Below are 16,595 nucleotides of genomic sequence, written 5' to 3'. Positions count from 1 at the left end.
CGTGCCGGGTCAGCTGAGCGGCTAGAGCTCGACGCCGATCAGCAGCGGCTCCGGGTGTAGTTCAATGCCAAAACGCTCGACGACGCCGCGCCTCACCTCGCGCGCCACGGCCACCATGTCTGCCGCACTAGCTGCACCACGGTTGGTGATGGCCAGCGTGTGCTTGGTGGACAGCGACGCCCGTCCGCCGGAGACACTCCCGTCCTCCAGCCCGTATCCCTTACCGAAGCCGGCATGGTCGATCAGCCAGGCGGCGGACAGCTTGACGAGGCCGTCCGCCCCGGCCGGGTAGCGGGGAGCGTTTTCGGGGAGCCGCCCTGCCGCCTCCGCGGGGACAATCGGGTTCGTGAAGAAGGATCCTGTGGAATAGGTGTCCCGGTCCTCCGGGTCCAGGACCATGCCCTTGGAGGCACGGAGCCGCAGGACCTCACGGCGCACATCGTTGGAGTACGCCCTTTCGCCCGGTTCGACGCCCAGGGACTTCGCCAGCTCGGCATATCGGATGGGCGCGCTCATCCGGCCCAGCGGCAGCTGGAACTCGACCGTGAGCACAACGAAGCGCGGGGACCCCTGGACAGTGGTCTGTTTGAGGATCGAATCCCGGTAGCCGAACTTCAGCTCGGAATTCGTGAAGGTGCGGACGGCGTTCTTTTCCCGGTCCCAGGTCCGCACCGCGGCAATGGTCTGGGAGACGTCCGCGCCGTAGGCGCCCACGTTCTGCACAGGAGTGGCTCCGGTGGATCCCGGGATGCCGGAGAGCGCTTCGATCCCGGACCACGCGTGGCGCACGGCGTGCTCCACCAGGGCGTCCCAGCTGTGCCCTGCCTGGACCACCACGGCGACGCCGCCGCAGGAATCCTCGGAGTTGACCGTGAACCCCTCAGAGGCGATCCGGAGCACGGTGCCGGGGTATCCGTCGTCGGAAATCAGCAGGTTGGACCCGCCCGCGATGATCAGCAGCTTCTCACCGGCGGCGTCCGCTGAGCGGACGGCGTCAATGATTTCCGCCTCCGTGCGGGCCTCGATGTAGTTGCCGGCAGGACCGCCGACGGCGGCAGTGGTCAGGTCGGAAAGCAAAGTCTGGGTCACCTGTCCAGCCTATCGGTCATTGGCATCGGACCGGATCAGGAAAGCTTCCGGGCCACCGGGGACAGCAGGAAGCTGACCACGAGCATCACCATCACGGCAAGGAGGGAGTGGAGGATGCCGACATGTTCGGCCAGCAGCCCCAGCAGCGGTGGACCGCACAGGAACGCACCGTACCCGATGGTGGACACCACGGACACGCGGGCGGCCGCCTTGACCGGATCGTCGGCCGCGGCGGACATGCCAACCGGGAATCCCAGCGAGGCGCCCAGGCCCCAGACAGCCAGCGCCACGAACGCCAGCCATGGCACCGGGGCGAACACGAACAGCCCCAGGCCGGCCACTGCCAGCGCGGCGCACCAGCGCATCACCGGCACCCGGCCAAAGCGGTCCAGGACCAAGGTTCCGGCAAAGCGGCCAATGGTCATGAAAGTGACGAACAGGCCGTAGCCCGCCGCCCCGGCAGCATCCGTCTGGCCGTGGCCGTCGGCCAGGGCCAGCGCCACCCAGTCGCCCGCTGCCCCTTCAGCGAGGGCAAGGCCGAGGACCAGCACGCCCAGCAGCAGCGTGCGCTTGTCGCGCCAGGCCTGGGCGATCAGGCGTTTGTTGTCCAGCGGCTGTTCCGGGACGGCGTCCGTCTGCCGGACGATGGGAATGGGGCCCGTGGACGGGTCTTCGAACGTGTCCGTACCGGACGCCTTGAAGGGTCGTTCCCCCTGCACCGGCGTAATGTCCGCACGGAACCACGAGGCGGCGGTTGCCACCGAGCCGGCCACCACGAGCCCTCCCGCCGCAAGATGCCAGAACACGGGAATGCCGGCGCCCGCGGCCCAGGCGCCCAGCCCGGCTCCGGCAACCGTTCCCAGGCTGAAGGAGCCGTGCAGCCGGGGCATGATGTGCCGGCGGACCGCGCGTTCCACTGCGGCACCTTCGACGTTGGATGCGGTGTTCCAGCTGGCCGTGCCGAGCCCGATGACCGCCAGGCCGGCGGCAACCGCCACCGGGCTCGCCAGCACCGAGGTGCCGAATCCGGCCAGGAGCAGCCCGGCGCCCACCATGATGCTGCCGATCCGGATGGTCCGCTTGGAACCCAGCCGGAGGACGATCAGCCCCGAAGCGGAGACGGACAGAAACGAGCCGGCCGTCATGCAGACAAGGAGAAGTCCTACCGTGCCTGGGGTCAGGTCAAGGCCGTCCCTGATGGCCGGGAGCCGGGACACCCAGGTGGAAAACGCGAGTCCGCTTGCCCCGTAGGCCACCACCACGGCGTTGCGCCAGTGCGTGATCTCGGCAGACGGTCTGAAGACGTCCTTGGTCACGGGAGCATCGTGGTCAGGCAAGCCTGACGACAGCCTGGGCCTTCACCAGGACCTTCTGGCCGGCGGAGACCACGGTGAGGTCCACGCGGGCGGTGCCGGCCTCGGCGTCGAGAGCGCCAATGGCGCCGCTGACCTCGATAACGGCCCCGGGCTCGTCGGTGCCGGTAGTGTCGGCGACCAGGACCGGTTTGGTGAACCGGGTCTGGAAATCCACGACGGCGGCCGGGTCGCCGGCCCAGTCGGTCACCAGCTGGACTGCTGCGCCCATCGTGAACATGCCGTGGGCAATGACGCCGGGCAGGCCAACTCCGGTAGCGAAAGCCTCGTTCCAGTGGATCGGGTTGAAGTCGCCGGACGCACCGGCATATTTCACCAGGTCCTGGCGGGTGACGGTGATGCTGCGGCTGCCGAGGTCCTGGCCGACGGCAAGCTCAGAAAAAACGGGGGCAATGGATGCAGTGCTCATGGTTACTGTCCCTCTCCGCGGACCAGGATGGACGAGGTGGTGGTGGAGACGGCTTCCCGGGAAACACCCGAGCCGTCGGCGCCGTTGAGGGCGAAGATTTCCGAGCGCGTGGTGATCATTGCGCCGCCGCCCATGGCGCGCACGCCGTCCACGTGCAGCTCCGCCACCAGGCGGTCACCGGCGAAGATGGGCCGGTGGTGGACGAAGCGCTGGTCCGCGTGGACCACGCGGGAGAAGTCAATGCCGGACTCCGGATCCTCGATCAGCTGGGCATCGGCGCGCTGGGCAATGATGATGGCGAAGGTAGGAGGGGCCACGAGGTCGCTGTGGCCCAAGGCCCGGGCCGCTTCCAGGTCGAAGTGCGCGGGATGGGTGGCCTTGACCGCCCTGGCGAACTCGCGGATCTTCTCGCGGCCAACGTCGTACACCTCTGCGGCAGGGTAGCTACGGCCCTGCAGATCCGGATTGATAGTCATGGCCTCAAGCCTATCGCTCCCCCGCCGTCAGGCCAGCGGCAGGTTACGAGGAGGGAGGCGGGCCGGTTCACGGCCTGTTGGGCACCAGAGGCCTGGCAGGATATGGCCGTCAGCGGTATGATGAAATTATCATTCCATCAATTCGCGCGGTGACCCTTCGTCCGGCTGCTGCGCGAACCAGGCGACAGCAGGTCCCCATGCTTTCCGCGGCGCAGGCCCCTTTGTACGAAATCAAGGCCAACCTCTTCAAGGCCCTCGCCCACCCGGCGCGCATCAGGATCCTCGAACTGCTGGCTGCCGCGCCGGACACAACAGCACCGGTCAGCTTCCTCCTGGCCGAAACCGGGCTGGAGGCTTCCCACCTCTCCCAACACCTGGCAACGCTGCGCCGGCACAAGGTGGTGACCTCGGTCCGGTCCGCGAACGCCGTGACCTACCGCCTGGCGCACCCCAAAATCGCAGAGCTCCTGGCCATTGCCCGGACGTTCCTGCTGGATACCCTGGCGGACTCAAACGAGCAGCTCCGGCTGGCGCAGGAATTGCCGGTCGCCCACCTCTCCGGCCCGTCCTCGTGAGCCGGCTGCGGACACTGCGGGCATTCCTGCCGTCCCGCCGCGACTACGACGGGCTGCGCTCCTCGTGGAAGACGGACCTCACTGCGGGCATCACGGTGGGGATCGTCGCACTTCCCCTTGCGCTGGCGTTCGGCGTCAGCTCCGGAGTGGGCGCCGAAGCCGGACTGATCACCGCAGTGGTTGCCGGCCTCGTGGCGGCCATCATGGGCGGCTCCAACGTCCAGGTGTCCGGCCCCACCGGCGCCATGGTGGTGGTCCTCGCCCCGGTGGTGGCCAGCCACGGCGCCGGCAGCATTCCGATTGTTTCGCTGCTGGCAGGGCTCATTGTCTGCGCGCTCGGCATCAGCGGACTGGGCCGCGCCGTTGCTTTCATCCCCTGGCCTGTGGTGGAAGGATTCACCCTCGGCATTGCCGCCATCATCTTCCTCCAGCAGGTGCCGCTGGCCACCGGAACAGCGGGCATCCCGGGCCACAACACCCTCGTGGCGGCGATCGAAGCCGCGTCGGGAGCCGCGTTTCCCACCGTCATCCAGACCCTCGCCGTGGTGGCTGCGGTCGCGGCCATCATGTTTGTGGTGCCCAAGGTTCACAAGTCGCTACCTGCCAGCCTGACCGCCGTGCTGCTGGTCACCGTGGCCGCGGAGCTGCTTCGCCTGGACATTCCCCGGATCGGCGCGTTGCCGCATTCCCTGCCCGCCCCGGCCGTGCCCTCGATCGATCCCGCAGCGCTTGGCGACCTCATGATGCCCGCACTGTCCATCGCCGCGCTGGCGGCCATTGAGTCACTGCTATCCGCCCGGGTGGCGGCGGGAATGGTGGGGCCGGACGGCAGGCCCGGCGGCCGCTACGGCCCGGACCGCGAACTGACCGGACAGGGGCTGGCGTCCATCGCGGCCGGACTGTTCGGCGGAATGCCCGCAACCGGCGCCATCGCCCGGTCCGCCGTCAACGTCCGGTCCGGAGCGAAGACACGACTGGCAGCTGTGGTCCACGCACTGGTGCTATTGGCCATCATCTATCTCGCCGCCGGATTGGTCGGCCGGATTCCGCTGGCCGTGCTGGGCGGAGTCCTGATGGTCACGGCCATGCGGATGGTCTCGACCCAGACGGTCAGCGCCATTCTCCGTTCCACCCGGTCTGATGCGGCAGTCTTCATCCTCACTGCCCTGATCACCGTGGCTTTCGACCTGATCATCGCCATCCAGATCGGTCTGGCCGCTGCCGCCCTGCTGACGCTGCGGAAGTTTGCCTCACTGAGCGGTGTCCGCCGGGAGGCCCTCACGGGCGCGCCCGCCGAAGGAGATTCCCACATCGCCATCTTCAGGCTCGACGGTGCCATGTTCTTCGGTGCGGCGGAACGGATCCTGCAGGAAATCAGCGAGGTAAAGGACATCCAGGTGGCCATCATCCGCTTGTCCCAGGTGCGCATGCTGGACGCCACGGGCGCACACGCCCTGGTGGAAGTCATCTCGGCGCTGGAACTCCGCGGAATCACCGTTTTGCTGAAGGGGGTCCAGCCGGAGCACCTGGAACTCGTGACGAACGTGGGTGTGATCCGTTCCCTCCGGCACCACAAACACCTGTTCAGCACACTCCCGGCGGCAGTGGAGCACGCCCGGAGCCATGTTTTGCGGAACACCGCCGCTAACGCTTGAGGTTCTTCCTGATCTGTTGTCCCCGCACCACGATCCCCACAACGTGCAGGACCAGGCCAAGGCCGATCACCGGCAACGAGGCCACAGCGAGGCCCTGGTTGCCGGAGGTGTTGCCCACCAGGTTGAGGACAATGCCGACGGCGATCAGGCCCATGGCGCTGAAAACGAGCACCTTGTAAGAGGTGGATGCGGTGGCCCAGAATTCGTTCAGCACCGTCCCATTCTATGTGCCGGCCTCAGAACAGCGATTCCTGCACGGCCGGAACCTCCGACGAGTAGTGCTCGCCGAGTTCCACGCTCCGGGCCTTCAACTGCCCGTGGTTCACCACGAACTCAAGTTCGGTGCCTGCCAGGGCCGCTACGGCAACGCTGCCGCTCAGCGCGGCAATCAGGAATCCGTGCGCACCGCTGCCGAGGTCCTGCGGGTAAGCGTGCCGGACCGCGTCCGCGCACGCCCGGTCCGCAAGGCCCGGGCGCACCCACTGTTCATCCACCACCTCGAACCCCTCCCCGCCGGCGAGGACCAGCAGTGCGCGTGCATCACCGGCCAGCTGCCGGTTCAGGGCATCAAGTTCGACGGCGGGCGCCGGTGCCGCCAGGGCGGCGGCCTTGGCGGCCGACCTTACCTGCTGCGGGAGACCGGCGTCGCGGGTCAGCATGTCTTCAAGAATCCGGACCACCCTACCGTCGTCCGTGCGCGCAATGTACCTCGCCGCGACGGCCCCCTGCTCGGCCAGCCGGTTCCATTTGCGCAGGTTCGAGGCGGTGCCGACTTTGCTGGCGCCGTTGGCGAACGTTGCCACGTACAGCCAGTGCTGCTGCATCAGGTAGGCACGAAGCCCCGGCGGGACGCCTCCGCCGCGGTGGAAATCGTGGATGAGCCGGGAGTCGTCCACCACGAAGCAGCGCTCGCACTGGCTGCCCCTGACGGCCGGCGCCTTGGCCGGGCAGAGGACGTGGTCCCGGTCGGCAGGACCGTGCACCTTGTGATGGCCCAGGCAGGACTTGCCTTCGGCGGCGACCCGGAAACCCAGCCGGCTGCCGGCGTCGAGCTCGAGCTCCCGGAAGCCGCCGGAGGGGTCCTGCAGGCGCATGACCGGAGTTCCGCCGTCGCGCTTTACTGACCCGGGACCGGCCGGGGAACCGGGCGGCGCGCCATCCCAAAAGACCCCGTGGACCAGATAGCGGGTATCGGTCACGGGGTCTCCTTTTGGCTGGGCTGCGGCGGAGCTAGAGCTAGAGTGCCGGCTGCACCCCAAAGGCTACCGCGAGCTTCATGATCTTCTCGGCGCGGCCCAGGCGGGGCAGGTCGGAGCCGTCGCGGATGACGCGGCCGTTGGCTTCGAAGTCGGCCATGAAGTCCGTGGCCCAGGCGACGTCCGACGGCGTGGGGCTGATGACTTCATTGATGACGTTGGTCTGGTCGATGGCCAGGCAGAGCTTGCCGGTCATGCCCATCATCACGGTGATGCCGGTCTGCTCGCGCAGGATCGGGTGGTTGGTCCCCACCGTGGGGCCGTCGATGGGGCCCGGGAGGTTGCCCACGCGGCTGGCGACAACCAGCTTGGCCCGCGGGTACGCCATGGCCTCGGGAGTGGCCGCCATGCCGGTGTCGCGGCGGAAGTCGCCGGAACCGAACGCCAGGCGGAAGGCGCCCTGGGCCTTGGCGATGTTGTTGGCTTCCTCGATGCCGACGGCGGATTCCACCAGCGGAATCACGGGGGTCTTGCCGTCCATGCGGTGGTAGCTCTCGGTGACCTGGTCCGCGGACTCGGTCTTGGCGAGCATAACGCCGAGCAGGCCCGGGGTGCCGCGCAGTCCGGCGAGGTCATCGGCCCAGAACGGGCTGGTGGCGTCGTTGATGCGCACCCAGGCCTGGCCGCCGGCGGTCAGCCAGTTGATGACGTGTTCGCGGGCAGTGTCCTTCTGCGAGGGGTCCACTGCATCTTCGATATCCAGGATGATCGAGTCCGCGCGCGACACGGCCGAGACGTCAAAAAGCTCAGGCTTCATTGCGTTCACCAAAAGCCACGAACGGGCAATTTCAGCGGGGATGTTTCGTTCGGGCCGTACGGTGTCGACGGCGGCGGAGGTAGAGGTGGTCATACTCCTACCGTATCCGCCCGGAGCCCTCCAACGCTAAGTAACAGCCGCCCGCCCTCGGAACAATACCGCGAACAATACGACCAAAATCCGGCGCAACCGGCGCTTCAAACTCCTTCACGGGCCGTTACCGGGCGAAACGGGGCGTCTTGTGACCCGCCGTTTCGCCCTGTTTCCGCGCATTTACGCGGGTTTCCCGGCGTGACAGCAACGCTTCCCCTCGCCCCGCAAGGTGCGCTTACATCGTTCCAGCGGCAGGCAAACGGCCACCGCCCCTTCAGTCCAAGACTTCCCCCTCCCTCGCAAAGGAACCCCGAATGAAACGACACCTGACCATCATGAGTGCCGCGGCCGCCGTCGTCATCGCGATGACGGTGTCGGGCTGCGGCGGCGAAGCCGAAGCCGGCGGAGGACGTGACGACGGCGCCACCGAGGTCAAGGAGCTCCGCTACCAGGGCTCTGCCAACGCCGTCACCCTTCCGGAGCTGGCACAGGACCTCGGCTATTTGGGCGACATCAAGCTCAACTGGGTGGGCAACACCACCAGCGGACCGCAGGACATCCAGTCCGCGGCCACCGGGCAAACGGACTTTGGCGGCGCGTTCGCCGGAGCGGTGGTGAAGCTGGTGGAAGCCGGCGCCCCGGTCAAGGCCGTCATCAACTACTACGGCGAAGACGAGAAGACCTTCAACGGCTTCTACGTCAAGGAAGACAGTCCCATCCGCAGCGCCCGGGACTTCATCGGCAAGAAGATCGCGGTGAACACCCTCGGCGCACACGCGGACGCCGTCATCAACACGTACCTGCAAAAGAACGGCCTGAGCGCCGAGGAAATCAAGCAGGTGCAGCTGGTGGTGGTGCCGCCCAACGACACCGAGGAGGCCATCCGCCGCGGCCAAGTGGACGCCGGCTCACTGGGAGGAGTGCTGCAGGACAAGGCGATCGCCGGCGCCGGCCTGCGCTCGGTGTTCAGCGACGCCGAACTCTTCGGCACCTTCGCCGGCGGCCCCTATGTGCTCCGCACCGACTTCATCGCGAAGAACCCCAACACCACCCGGACATTCACCACGGGGGTGGCCAAGGCCATCGAATGGGAGCGGACCACCCCCCGCGAGGAAGTGATCGCCCGCTTCACCAGGATCCTGCAGGAACGCGGCCGCAACGAAAACCCGGCAGCACTGCAGTACTGGAAGAGCGTAGGCGTTCCCGCCAAGGGCGAAATCAAGGATGAGGACTTCACCCGCTGGGGCAAGTGGCTCAAGGACACCGGAATCATCAAGGGCGAACTGGACCCGAAGAAGCTCTACACCAACGAGTTCAACGCCCTGGTGACCGGATGAGTGCCGGTACCCGTCAGCGCGCCGGAATCAGCAATAGCAGCCGCAATACGAAAGGACAGCCATGACGCCGAAAATCAGCCTCCGGAACGTCACCAAGGAATTCGCGGTGCGCCAGGGCAAGGGCACGCGGAAGCAGGCAGGTCCGTCAGTCCTGACTGCCTTGGATGACCTCACCCTGGACGTGGCCGCCGGCGAGTTCCTCACGCTGGTAGGCCCCAGCGGCTCGGGCAAGACCACACTGCTTGACCTGCTGGCGGGCCTCTCCCGCCCCACCTCCGGAAGCGTGCTGGTGGACGGCAAGGAGGTGACCGGGCCGGGCCAGGACCGCGCGGTGGTCTTCCAGCAGTACGCGCTCTTCCCCTGGCGGACCGCTTCGGCCAACGTGTCCATCGGGCTGGAGGGCTCCGGCCTGTCCCGGAAGGAACGGGCCGCGAAGGCCAGCGAGTTCCTGGATCTCGTGGGGCTGGCCGGATTCGAGGACCGATACCCGCATGAACTGTCCGGCGGTATGAAGCAGCGCGTGGCCATCGCCAGGAGCCTCGCCTATGAGCCGGACATCCTGCTGATGGACGAACCCTTCGCAGCCCTCGACGCGCAGACCCGCGAGCAGCTCCAGGACGAACTGCTGCGGATCTGGAAGGCCACGGGCAAAACCATCGTCTTCATCACCCACGGAATCGACGAGGCCGTCTACCTGGGACAGCGCGTGGCCGTGCTCAGCGCACGCCCTGGCCGGCTCAAGGAGTTCGTGGACATCAACATCCCGGACCGCGACGGCGACGGCGAAGGCGATGTCCGCTCCCACCCGGCGTTCGTGGAACACCGGCACCAGGTCTGGTCGCTCCTGCATGACGAGGTCAAACTCGCCCAGGACTCCGGACACCGCAAGATCCTCCCCGACGGCACGGCCCCTGACGAACAACCCCAGGAAAGGAGCGCTGCCTGATGAGCGCAGTGTTGACCCGACCGCCCGAGGCGGCTGCCGCCGTCGAACGTTCCTTGCCTGACGGACCGTCCGGTCCGACTAGCGGACAACGTCCGACGCCGGGTGCCCGGCTTGGAGGCGCGGCTCGCCTCGCCGGACGGGCCGGCTGGAAATCACTCGCCGTGCTGCTGTTCCTTGCACTGTGGGAATTCGGCCCGACGTACCTGGCCAGCCCGTCCACGCGGGTGTTCCTGCCGCCGCTGCACGACGTCATCGCGGCCGGCGGGAAGCTGCTGGAAACCGGGCAGCTGCAGAACCACCTGCAGGCAAGCCTCACCCGGTCGGTCTCGGGGTTCAGCATCGCAGTGGTTGCCGCCGTGGCGCTGGGCCTGCTGATCGCCTGGTACGGCTGGCTGAGTTCCTTCCTTAACCCGCTGCTGGAATTGTTCCGGAACACGGCCACGCTGGCGCTGCTTCCGGTATTCACTCTGCTGCTGGGCATCGGCGAGGAATCAAAGATCACCATCGTGGCCTACGCGGCGTTCTTCCCGGTGCTCTTGAACACCATCGCCGGTGTCCGGACTGTGGATCCGCTGCTGATCCGGGCGGCGCGGTCGTTGGGCCTGAACAGTTTCCGGCTCTTCCAGAAGGTCATCTTGCCCTCCGCAGTCCCCACCATCTTCACCGGCATCCGGATGGCGGGCACGTCCTCCATCCTGGTGCTGATCGCGGCCGAAATGGTGGGTGCCAAGGCCGGGCTGGGCTACCTGATCGTGAATTCGCAGATGAGTTTCCTCATCCCGGACATGTACGCCGGCATCCTCACCGTCTCCATCCTGGGGCTGGCGGTCAACATCCTGCTCGTGGCCCTGGAACGGCACTTCTCCCGCTGGCGCACCGCCGTCGGGTCCGGCAACTAACCGCTTCCAACCGTTTCACCAATCCGCACGATCAACCAGTAAGGAAAAAGCAATGACCACCATCACCGAAACCAAGCTCGAATTCGCCAAACTGGGTTCCCGCATCGGGGCTGAAATCCGCGGCCTGGACTTGAGCGGGGACCTCTCCGCCGGGACCGTCGCGCAGATCCGGGCCGCACTCAACGAGCACAAGGCGCTGGTGTTCCGCGAGTCCAACATCCTCACGGACGAGGCACAGGTGAAGTTCGCCAGCCACTTTGGTCCGCTCACGAAGGCGCACCCCACCGTGGCCTCCGTGGACGGCGAGGAGAACGTCCTGCCGGTGGACAGCGAGAACGGCTCCGCCAACAACTGGCACACGGATGTCACGTTCGTGGTCAACCCGCCGCAGGCCTCCACCCTGCGCAGCATCGACCTCCCCGCGTACGGCGGCGAAACGCTGATCGCGTCCTCGGCCGGCGCCTACCGCGACCTGCCCGAGGAGCTGCGGAACTTCGCGGACACCCTCTGGGCCATTCACACGAACGACTACGACTACTCGGTGCCGAAAAACCTGGAGCACGAAAACGCGGAGGAGCGCCGCAAGGAGTTCACCCGGCTGAAGTTCGAGACGGCCCACCCGGTGGTCCGGGTCCACCCGCTGACCGGCGAGCGCGGGTTGTTCATTGGAGGCTTCGCGCAGCGGCTGCGGATCGTGGGGCTGTCCAACACCGAGTCCAAGGACATCATCCGGCTGCTGCAGGCCTACGTCACGCGTCCGGAGAACGTGGTGCGGGTGAACTGGGAGCCGAACCAGCTGGTGCTCTTCGACAACCGCATCACCCAGCACTACGCCCCGGACAACTACGACGGCCAGCCGCGCAAGCTCAACCGCGTGACCATTGCCGGCGACATCCCCGCGGGCATCGACGGCAAGCCGAGCCATTCCCTGCAGGGCGACTCCTCCACCTACTCGGTGGTGGCGCCGCTCTAGTCCCCCCACCCAACTAGGTAGCAGTTAACGTCGTTTAGAGGGCTCATAACGACATCTACTGCGACCTAGTTGGGCTGAGCGGGCACTTAGGGGATGTTGCTCCCCCGGGCCGTCACCCAGAGCCGGTACCACTCGGCGCGGGTCATGGCCGCGGCAACCCGGGCCGCTCCGGCACACGCGCGAATGCGGTCCGAGTTGGCGGTTCCGATCACCGGTGCGATCCCGGCCGGGTGCCGCATGAGCCAGCCGAGGAGGATGGCCTCACGCGTGGTTCCCTTGGCCTTCGCCATGTCGGCAACAAGGGCCGCAGTGGCGGCCTCGGCCGGCGTCGGGCTTTCCGGCGGAGCTCCGCTGTAGTGTCCCCGGGCCAGCGCCCCGTATGCCTGCAGGGTGATCCCCTGCCGGCTGCAGTACTCCACGGTGCCGTGCGGGAAGCTGTAATCCAGCCCCTCCGCGTGGTTCACCAGCACTGTGCTTTCCAGCCAGGCCCGTTTCAGCAGGCTCATCTCCAGCTGGTTGGCCACCACCGGGGTTTCCAGGTGGTCCTGCAGCATCTCGATCTGCGGTGCGGACATGTTGGACACGCCCACCTGCCGCACTTTGCCTTCCTGCATCAGCTGCCCGACGGCGGACGCCACCTCAGCGGGGTCCGCCAGCGGGTCGGGGCGGTGCAGCAGGAGGACATCCACGTAGTCCGTCTTCAGCCGTTTCAGGCTGCCATTAACCCTCTCGAGGATGCCGTCGCGGCTCAGGTCGTAGTGGGTTTCCAGTCCCTGCTCGTTGAGCCGGATCCCGCACTTGGTCTGGAGCCGGATCCGTTCCCGCAGCCCCGGCGTGATCGCGAGGACTTCACCGAAGACGGCCTCGGACTTGCCGCTGCGGTAGATGTCCGCGTGGTCGAACAGCGTGATGCCTGAGTCCAGGGCGGCGTCAATCGCAGCGGCTGCCTGCTCCACGTGCCCGGTCGCGTACGGCTCGGCGGACCAGCTGCCGCCAAGGCCCATGCAGCCATAGATGAGCTCCTGGCCGGACTGACCGGGCAGGCCGGGCGCCGGGGTTTCCCCCTGCGCCCGGCCAGCCTTTCCTTTCAAAGGAGCGCTCACCGCAGCCAGACAGTGGTGTTGCCGGGCAGCAGCTTTCCGTCCAGCGGGGCGCTGCTGAGCAGGACCTCGCCTGCCGGGAGTTCCACCGGCTCCGCACCGAAGTTGGTCACAGACTGCCAGCCGCCGTGGCGGCTGAAGTGCAGGACCTCGGGGTTGCCGGTCTCCACCCATTCCAGCTCTTCGGCCGTCTGCAGCTCGCGACGCAGTTTCAGCGCCTTGCGGTACAGCTCCAGGGTGGAGCCCTCCACACCGTCCTGGGCGTCCACTGCGTAGCGGGCGAACCATGCCGGCTGGGGCAGGTGGGCATCGCCGGCGCCGAAGCCGAAGGACGTTCCATCCGTGGACCACGGCAGCGGCACGCGGCAGCCGTCACGGCCAATCTCCACGCCCTTGTTGCGGAAGAAGGACGGGTCTTGGCGCTCCGAGTCCGGGATCTCGGCCACTTCCTGCAGGCCGAGTTCCTCGCCCTGGTACAGGTAGGCCGAGCCCGGGAGGGCAAGCATCAGCAGGCTGGCCGCACGGGCGCGGCGCAGGCCGAGCTCGACATCCAGTTCCTCAGCCGGCGCGCCGGCCAGCAGCCAGCCCTTGCCGTCCTGGCCCTTGGCGTGGACTCCGCCGCCCATCGGGAGGCCATAGCGGGTGGCGTGCCGGACGACGTCGTGGTTGGAGAAGACCCACGTCGAGGATGCGCCGGTAGCCGTTGCCTCGGCGAGGTTCCGGGTGATGATTTCCTGGAACTCCTCGGCATCAAAATCGGCCTGCAGGAGGTCGAAGTTGAACGCCTGGCCCAGGCCCTGCGGGCTGGCGTAGCGGGCGCGCCGGGTGGCGTGCACCCAGGCTTCGGCGACGGCGGTGCGCGGCGGGTTGTACTCGTTGAACACCTCACGCCATTCGGCGTAGATCTCGTGGACTTCGTCGCGGTCCCAGAACGGGTGCGAGCCGTCGGCGAAACCGTCAGTGCCGGTGTGTGCCTCGCTGAGCTCGACCTTCGAGAGCAGCGGTTCGGTGAGGTCCTTGGTGAGGGCGTGCGCCACGTCCACGCGGAAGCCGTCCACGCCGCGGTCGGACCAAAAGCGCAAGGTCTTCAGGAAGTCGTCGCGGATTTCGCGGTTGGACCAGTTCAGGTCCGGCTGCTCCTTGGCGAAGATGTGCATGTACCACTGGCCCGGCGTGCCGTCCGGTTCCGTGATGCGCTCCCAGGCGGGACCGCCGAAGACGGAGTCCCAGTCCGACGGCGGCAGCTCGCCGTTCTCGCCCAGGCCGTCACGGAAGATGTAGCGTTCGCGGGCGGCGGAGCCCCGCGGTGCGGCGAGTGCTTCCTTGAACCACTCGTGCCGGTTCGAGGAGTGGTTGGGGACGATGTCCGCGATGAGCTTGATGCCGGCTTCGTGCAGCGCGGCGGACATTTCGGCGAAGTCCTCCAGGGTGCCCAGCTTGGGGTCAACGTTGCGGTAGTCGTCGACGTCGTAACCGCCGTCCGCGAGCGCGGACGGGTAGAACGGGCTGAGCCACACGGCGTCGATCCCCAGTTCCTTCAGGTAGGGCACTTTGGCGGTGATGCCCTTGATGTCGCCCAGGCCGTCACCGTTCGAATCCGAGAAGCTGCGCGGATAGATCTGGTACACGGAGGCCTGGCGCCACCAGTTGGGATCGGCTGCGAGGTTTGAGTCGGACAGGGTTGCCAGAGTGGCGGTGGTGGACAAAGGAGATTCCTTTTCTTGGGTTAGTTGTTGTTGTGTCGGGAAAAATGGATGGGCCGGGAACTGCGCCCTGCTTCACTGCGTCCTATTTCACTGCGCCGCGCATGACTCCGGACAGTACCCAACGTTGCGCCAGGATGTAAACCACCAGCGTGGGTGCCATGGCCATGAGGTAGGACGCGAAAGCGAGGCTGTAGTTGGTGTTGAATTCCCCCTGGAACAGCATCTGCACCACGGGCAGGGTCTGCAGGGCGGGATCCGCAATCATCATCTGCGGCAGGAGGAAATCGTTCCAGGAACCGAGGAAAGCGAAGATCCCGACGGTGGCGTTCATGGGGGCCAGCAGCGGGAAGATGATCTTCCGGAACACCTGCCACGTGGTGGCGCCGTCCATGCGGGCCGATTCCTCGAGCTCCACCGGGATGGAGCGGACGAAGGCGATGTAAAGCAGGGTGTTGAAGGAGATGCCGCCGAGGACGTGCAGGAACACGACGCCGGCGGGATTGTCCAGGCCGAGCAGTGCCGTCTGCTTGATCAGGGGCAGAATGATCACCGGGAACGGGATGAACATTGCCGAGAGCAGGTAGACGAACGAGCCCCGGAAGAACCGGTGGTTCCAGTTCCGTGCAATGGCATAGGCCACCAGGGAGCTGCTGGCCAGCGAGCCGAGGACGCTCAACACGGTAACAAACGCCGTGGACATGAAGGCCCTGGGAAAGTTGGTGGCCACATAGGCGGCGGCAAAGTTCTCCCAGTTCATCGGGTTCGGCCAGGCGAGGCCCGTGCCGGTGCCGATCTGGTCCGGGGACTTCAGTGCCATGGCCACAGTGAAGTAGAGCGGCAGCAGGACGGTCAACGACGCGGCCAGCATCAGTGCGGTGAGCCACCAGTTGATCTTGAAGCCTTCGCTGTTGGACCGGCGGGTCGTGGCGGCCCGTGGCTTGGGTCCGGACGCCTTCGGCGCGGCAAGTGTGGATGCGGTCATTAGAGTGAAACCCCCCGGCGCTGGATAAGGCGCAGCTGGATGACGGAGATCAGCAAGGTGATCAGGAAGTAGATGACGGCGTTGGCCATCTGGTACGAGTAGTCGCCGCCCGTGAAGCCGGAAAAGATGCGCATGGCCACGGACTGCGTTGCCATGCCGGGCCCGCCGCCGGTGAGGCCCACAATGATCTCGTAGGTACCCAGGAAGCCTTTGAATCCGAGGATGATGTTGATCACGAGGTACCCCATGATCAACGGCAGCGTCAGGCTGACGAACTGCCGGAGACTGCCCGCACCATCGAGGTCCGCGGCTTCGTAGACCTCGGACGGCACGCTCTGGAGGCCTGCCAGGTAGATGATGGTGGCGCCCGGCGCCGCCTGCCATACCGTGACGAGCACGATGGCGAGCCAGGCAAGGTTTTCGTTGGCAAGGATGCTCGTGGCTAGCGGAGTGACGCCGAACCGTTCAGCCAGCACCGGAAGCGTGTTGGAGAACAGGTAGTTGAACACGAACGAGACGATCAGGGCGGAGAGCACCATGGGAATGAAGAACACGGTGCGGATGCCGGTGCGCCATTTGATCTTCGCATTGAGGCCCAGGGCGATGGCGAGCGCCACGACGTTGACCACCACCGTGGTGGTGAGGGCGAACACGAACGTGAAGATGTAGGACTGGAGAATTGCCGGGTCTTTGAAGATGTTGACGTAGTTCATCAGTCCGATGAACTTCCAGTCACCGTAGCCGGCGTAGTTGGTGAGGCTGAAGAAGACGCCCACGAGTGCCGGCAGGGTGATGAAAAAGGCGAACAATGCCAGGACGGGCACCACCATCCAGTAATACGTGGGGTCGATCCTGCTCCTGGTCCGGATCGTGCCGGCGGGGGCGGACGTCGGGTTCTGGGGTGCTGCGGGACGGGCTGTCCGGGTCACCCTGGATGTTGTAGTCATTGAGGCTCCTGCATTCGGGGTG

The 16,595-nt window shown here is 66.6% G+C and carries 17 protein-coding genes; 6 read left to right on the top strand and 11 right to left on the bottom strand.

Annotated elements, in window-relative coordinates; all coding sequences use genetic code 11:
* Positions 1–21 precede the first annotated feature (21 nt).
* From JOE31_RS07545 to JOE31_RS07530, 4 genes are read right to left on the bottom strand one after another with little or no spacing between them, the layout of a single operon-like run.
* Positions 22–1,089, bottom strand: a complete 1,068-nt coding sequence (locus JOE31_RS07545; protein WP_209743040.1) for a UDP-N-acetylmuramate dehydrogenase — start codon at positions 1,087–1,089, stop codon at positions 22–24.
* A 35-nt stretch (positions 1,090–1,124) separates the two neighbouring features.
* Positions 1,125–2,405, bottom strand: coding sequence for a sugar MFS transporter (locus JOE31_RS07540; RefSeq protein WP_209743038.1), 1,281 nt, complete (start codon positions 2,403–2,405; stop codon positions 1,125–1,127).
* Between the two features lie 13 nt (positions 2,406–2,418).
* Positions 2,419–2,871: a MaoC family dehydratase gene (locus JOE31_RS07535; protein ID WP_245199052.1), complete on the bottom strand. Its 453-nt coding sequence runs from the start codon at positions 2,869–2,871 to the stop codon at positions 2,419–2,421.
* 2 nt (positions 2,872–2,873) lie between these two features.
* A complete protein-coding gene (locus JOE31_RS07530; RefSeq protein WP_209743036.1) occupies positions 2,874–3,347 on the bottom strand; it encodes a MaoC family dehydratase N-terminal domain-containing protein in 474 nt (157 codons plus the stop codon).
* 197 nt (positions 3,348–3,544) lie between these two features.
* Here JOE31_RS07530 and JOE31_RS07525 point away from each other — a divergent pair, with 197 nt between their 5' ends.
* Positions 3,545–3,922: a helix-turn-helix transcriptional regulator gene (locus tag JOE31_RS07525; RefSeq protein WP_209748227.1), complete on the top strand. Its 378-nt coding sequence runs from the start codon at positions 3,545–3,547 to the stop codon at positions 3,920–3,922.
* Positions 3,919–5,577: a SulP family inorganic anion transporter gene (locus tag JOE31_RS07520; RefSeq protein WP_374100818.1), complete on the top strand. Its 1,659-nt coding sequence runs from the start codon at positions 3,919–3,921 to the stop codon at positions 5,575–5,577. Before JOE31_RS07525 ends, JOE31_RS07520 begins: the two co-directional genes overlap by 4 nt.
* On the opposite strand, the gene JOE31_RS07515 is transcribed toward JOE31_RS07520, so the two are convergent.
* Genes JOE31_RS07515 through JOE31_RS07505 form a run of 3 tightly spaced genes read right to left on the bottom strand, consistent with a single transcriptional unit; the run spans position 5,567 to position 7,683 of the window.
* Entirely contained in the window at positions 5,567–5,791 is a 225-nt protein-coding gene (locus tag JOE31_RS07515) for a DUF3188 domain-containing protein (RefSeq protein WP_209743035.1), read from the bottom strand. The two genes, JOE31_RS07520 and JOE31_RS07515, sit on opposite strands and share 11 nt — an antisense overlap.
* A gap of 22 nt (positions 5,792–5,813) precedes the next feature.
* Positions 5,814–6,776 (bottom strand): DUF2797 domain-containing protein, encoded by a 963-nt coding sequence (locus JOE31_RS07510; RefSeq protein WP_209743033.1) that lies wholly within the window; start codon positions 6,774–6,776, stop codon positions 5,814–5,816.
* A gap of 37 nt (positions 6,777–6,813) precedes the next feature.
* Complete coding sequence (locus JOE31_RS07505) at positions 6,814–7,683, bottom strand: CoA ester lyase (RefSeq protein ID WP_209743031.1); 870 nt, start codon at positions 7,681–7,683, stop codon at positions 6,814–6,816.
* A gap of 314 nt (positions 7,684–7,997) precedes the next feature.
* Here JOE31_RS07505 and JOE31_RS07500 point away from each other — a divergent pair, with 314 nt between their 5' ends.
* From JOE31_RS07500 to JOE31_RS07485, 4 genes are all read left to right on the top strand, one after another.
* Positions 7,998–9,020 (top strand): ABC transporter substrate-binding protein, encoded by a 1,023-nt coding sequence (locus JOE31_RS07500; RefSeq protein WP_209743029.1) that lies wholly within the window; start codon positions 7,998–8,000, stop codon positions 9,018–9,020.
* A gap of 61 nt (positions 9,021–9,081) precedes the next feature.
* Entirely contained in the window at positions 9,082–9,966 is an 885-nt protein-coding gene (locus JOE31_RS07495) for an ABC transporter ATP-binding protein (protein WP_209743027.1), read from the top strand.
* A complete protein-coding gene (locus JOE31_RS07490; protein ID WP_209743025.1) occupies positions 9,966–10,865 on the top strand; it encodes an ABC transporter permease in 900 nt (299 codons plus the stop codon). Before JOE31_RS07495 ends, JOE31_RS07490 begins: the two co-directional genes overlap by 1 nt.
* A 52-nt stretch (positions 10,866–10,917) precedes the next feature.
* Positions 10,918–11,838: a TauD/TfdA family dioxygenase gene (locus tag JOE31_RS07485; RefSeq protein ID WP_209743023.1), complete on the top strand. Its 921-nt coding sequence runs from the start codon at positions 10,918–10,920 to the stop codon at positions 11,836–11,838.
* An 86-nt stretch (positions 11,839–11,924) separates the two neighbouring features.
* Here JOE31_RS07485 and JOE31_RS07480 read toward each other — a convergent pair whose 3' ends face one another.
* From JOE31_RS07480 to JOE31_RS07465, 4 genes are all read right to left on the bottom strand, one after another.
* Positions 11,925–12,881: an aldo/keto reductase family oxidoreductase gene (locus JOE31_RS07480; RefSeq protein ID WP_209748225.1), complete on the bottom strand. Its 957-nt coding sequence runs from the start codon at positions 12,879–12,881 to the stop codon at positions 11,925–11,927.
* A 56-nt stretch (positions 12,882–12,937) separates the two neighbouring features.
* A complete protein-coding gene (locus JOE31_RS07475) occupies positions 12,938–14,644 on the bottom strand; it encodes an alpha-amylase family glycosyl hydrolase (protein WP_209743021.1) in 1,707 nt (568 codons plus the stop codon).
* Between the two features lie 82 nt (positions 14,645–14,726).
* On the bottom strand, positions 14,727–15,626 hold the full coding sequence (locus tag JOE31_RS07470) for a carbohydrate ABC transporter permease (RefSeq protein WP_209743019.1): 900 nt from the start codon (positions 15,624–15,626) through the stop codon (positions 14,727–14,729).
* On the bottom strand, positions 15,626–16,573 hold the full coding sequence (locus JOE31_RS07465; RefSeq protein WP_209743017.1) for a carbohydrate ABC transporter permease: 948 nt from the start codon (positions 16,571–16,573) through the stop codon (positions 15,626–15,628). The genes JOE31_RS07470 and JOE31_RS07465 overlap by 1 nt, the downstream gene beginning before the upstream one ends.
* Between the last annotated feature and the right edge of the window lie 22 nt (positions 16,574–16,595).

The organism is Arthrobacter sp. PvP023 (genome assembly GCF_017832975.1).
Taxonomy (GTDB): Bacteria; Actinomycetota; Actinomycetes; order Actinomycetales; family Micrococcaceae; genus Arthrobacter.
The sequence above is the reverse complement of the archived record's forward strand: the minus strand, read 5'-3'. Positions and strand labels throughout refer to the sequence as shown.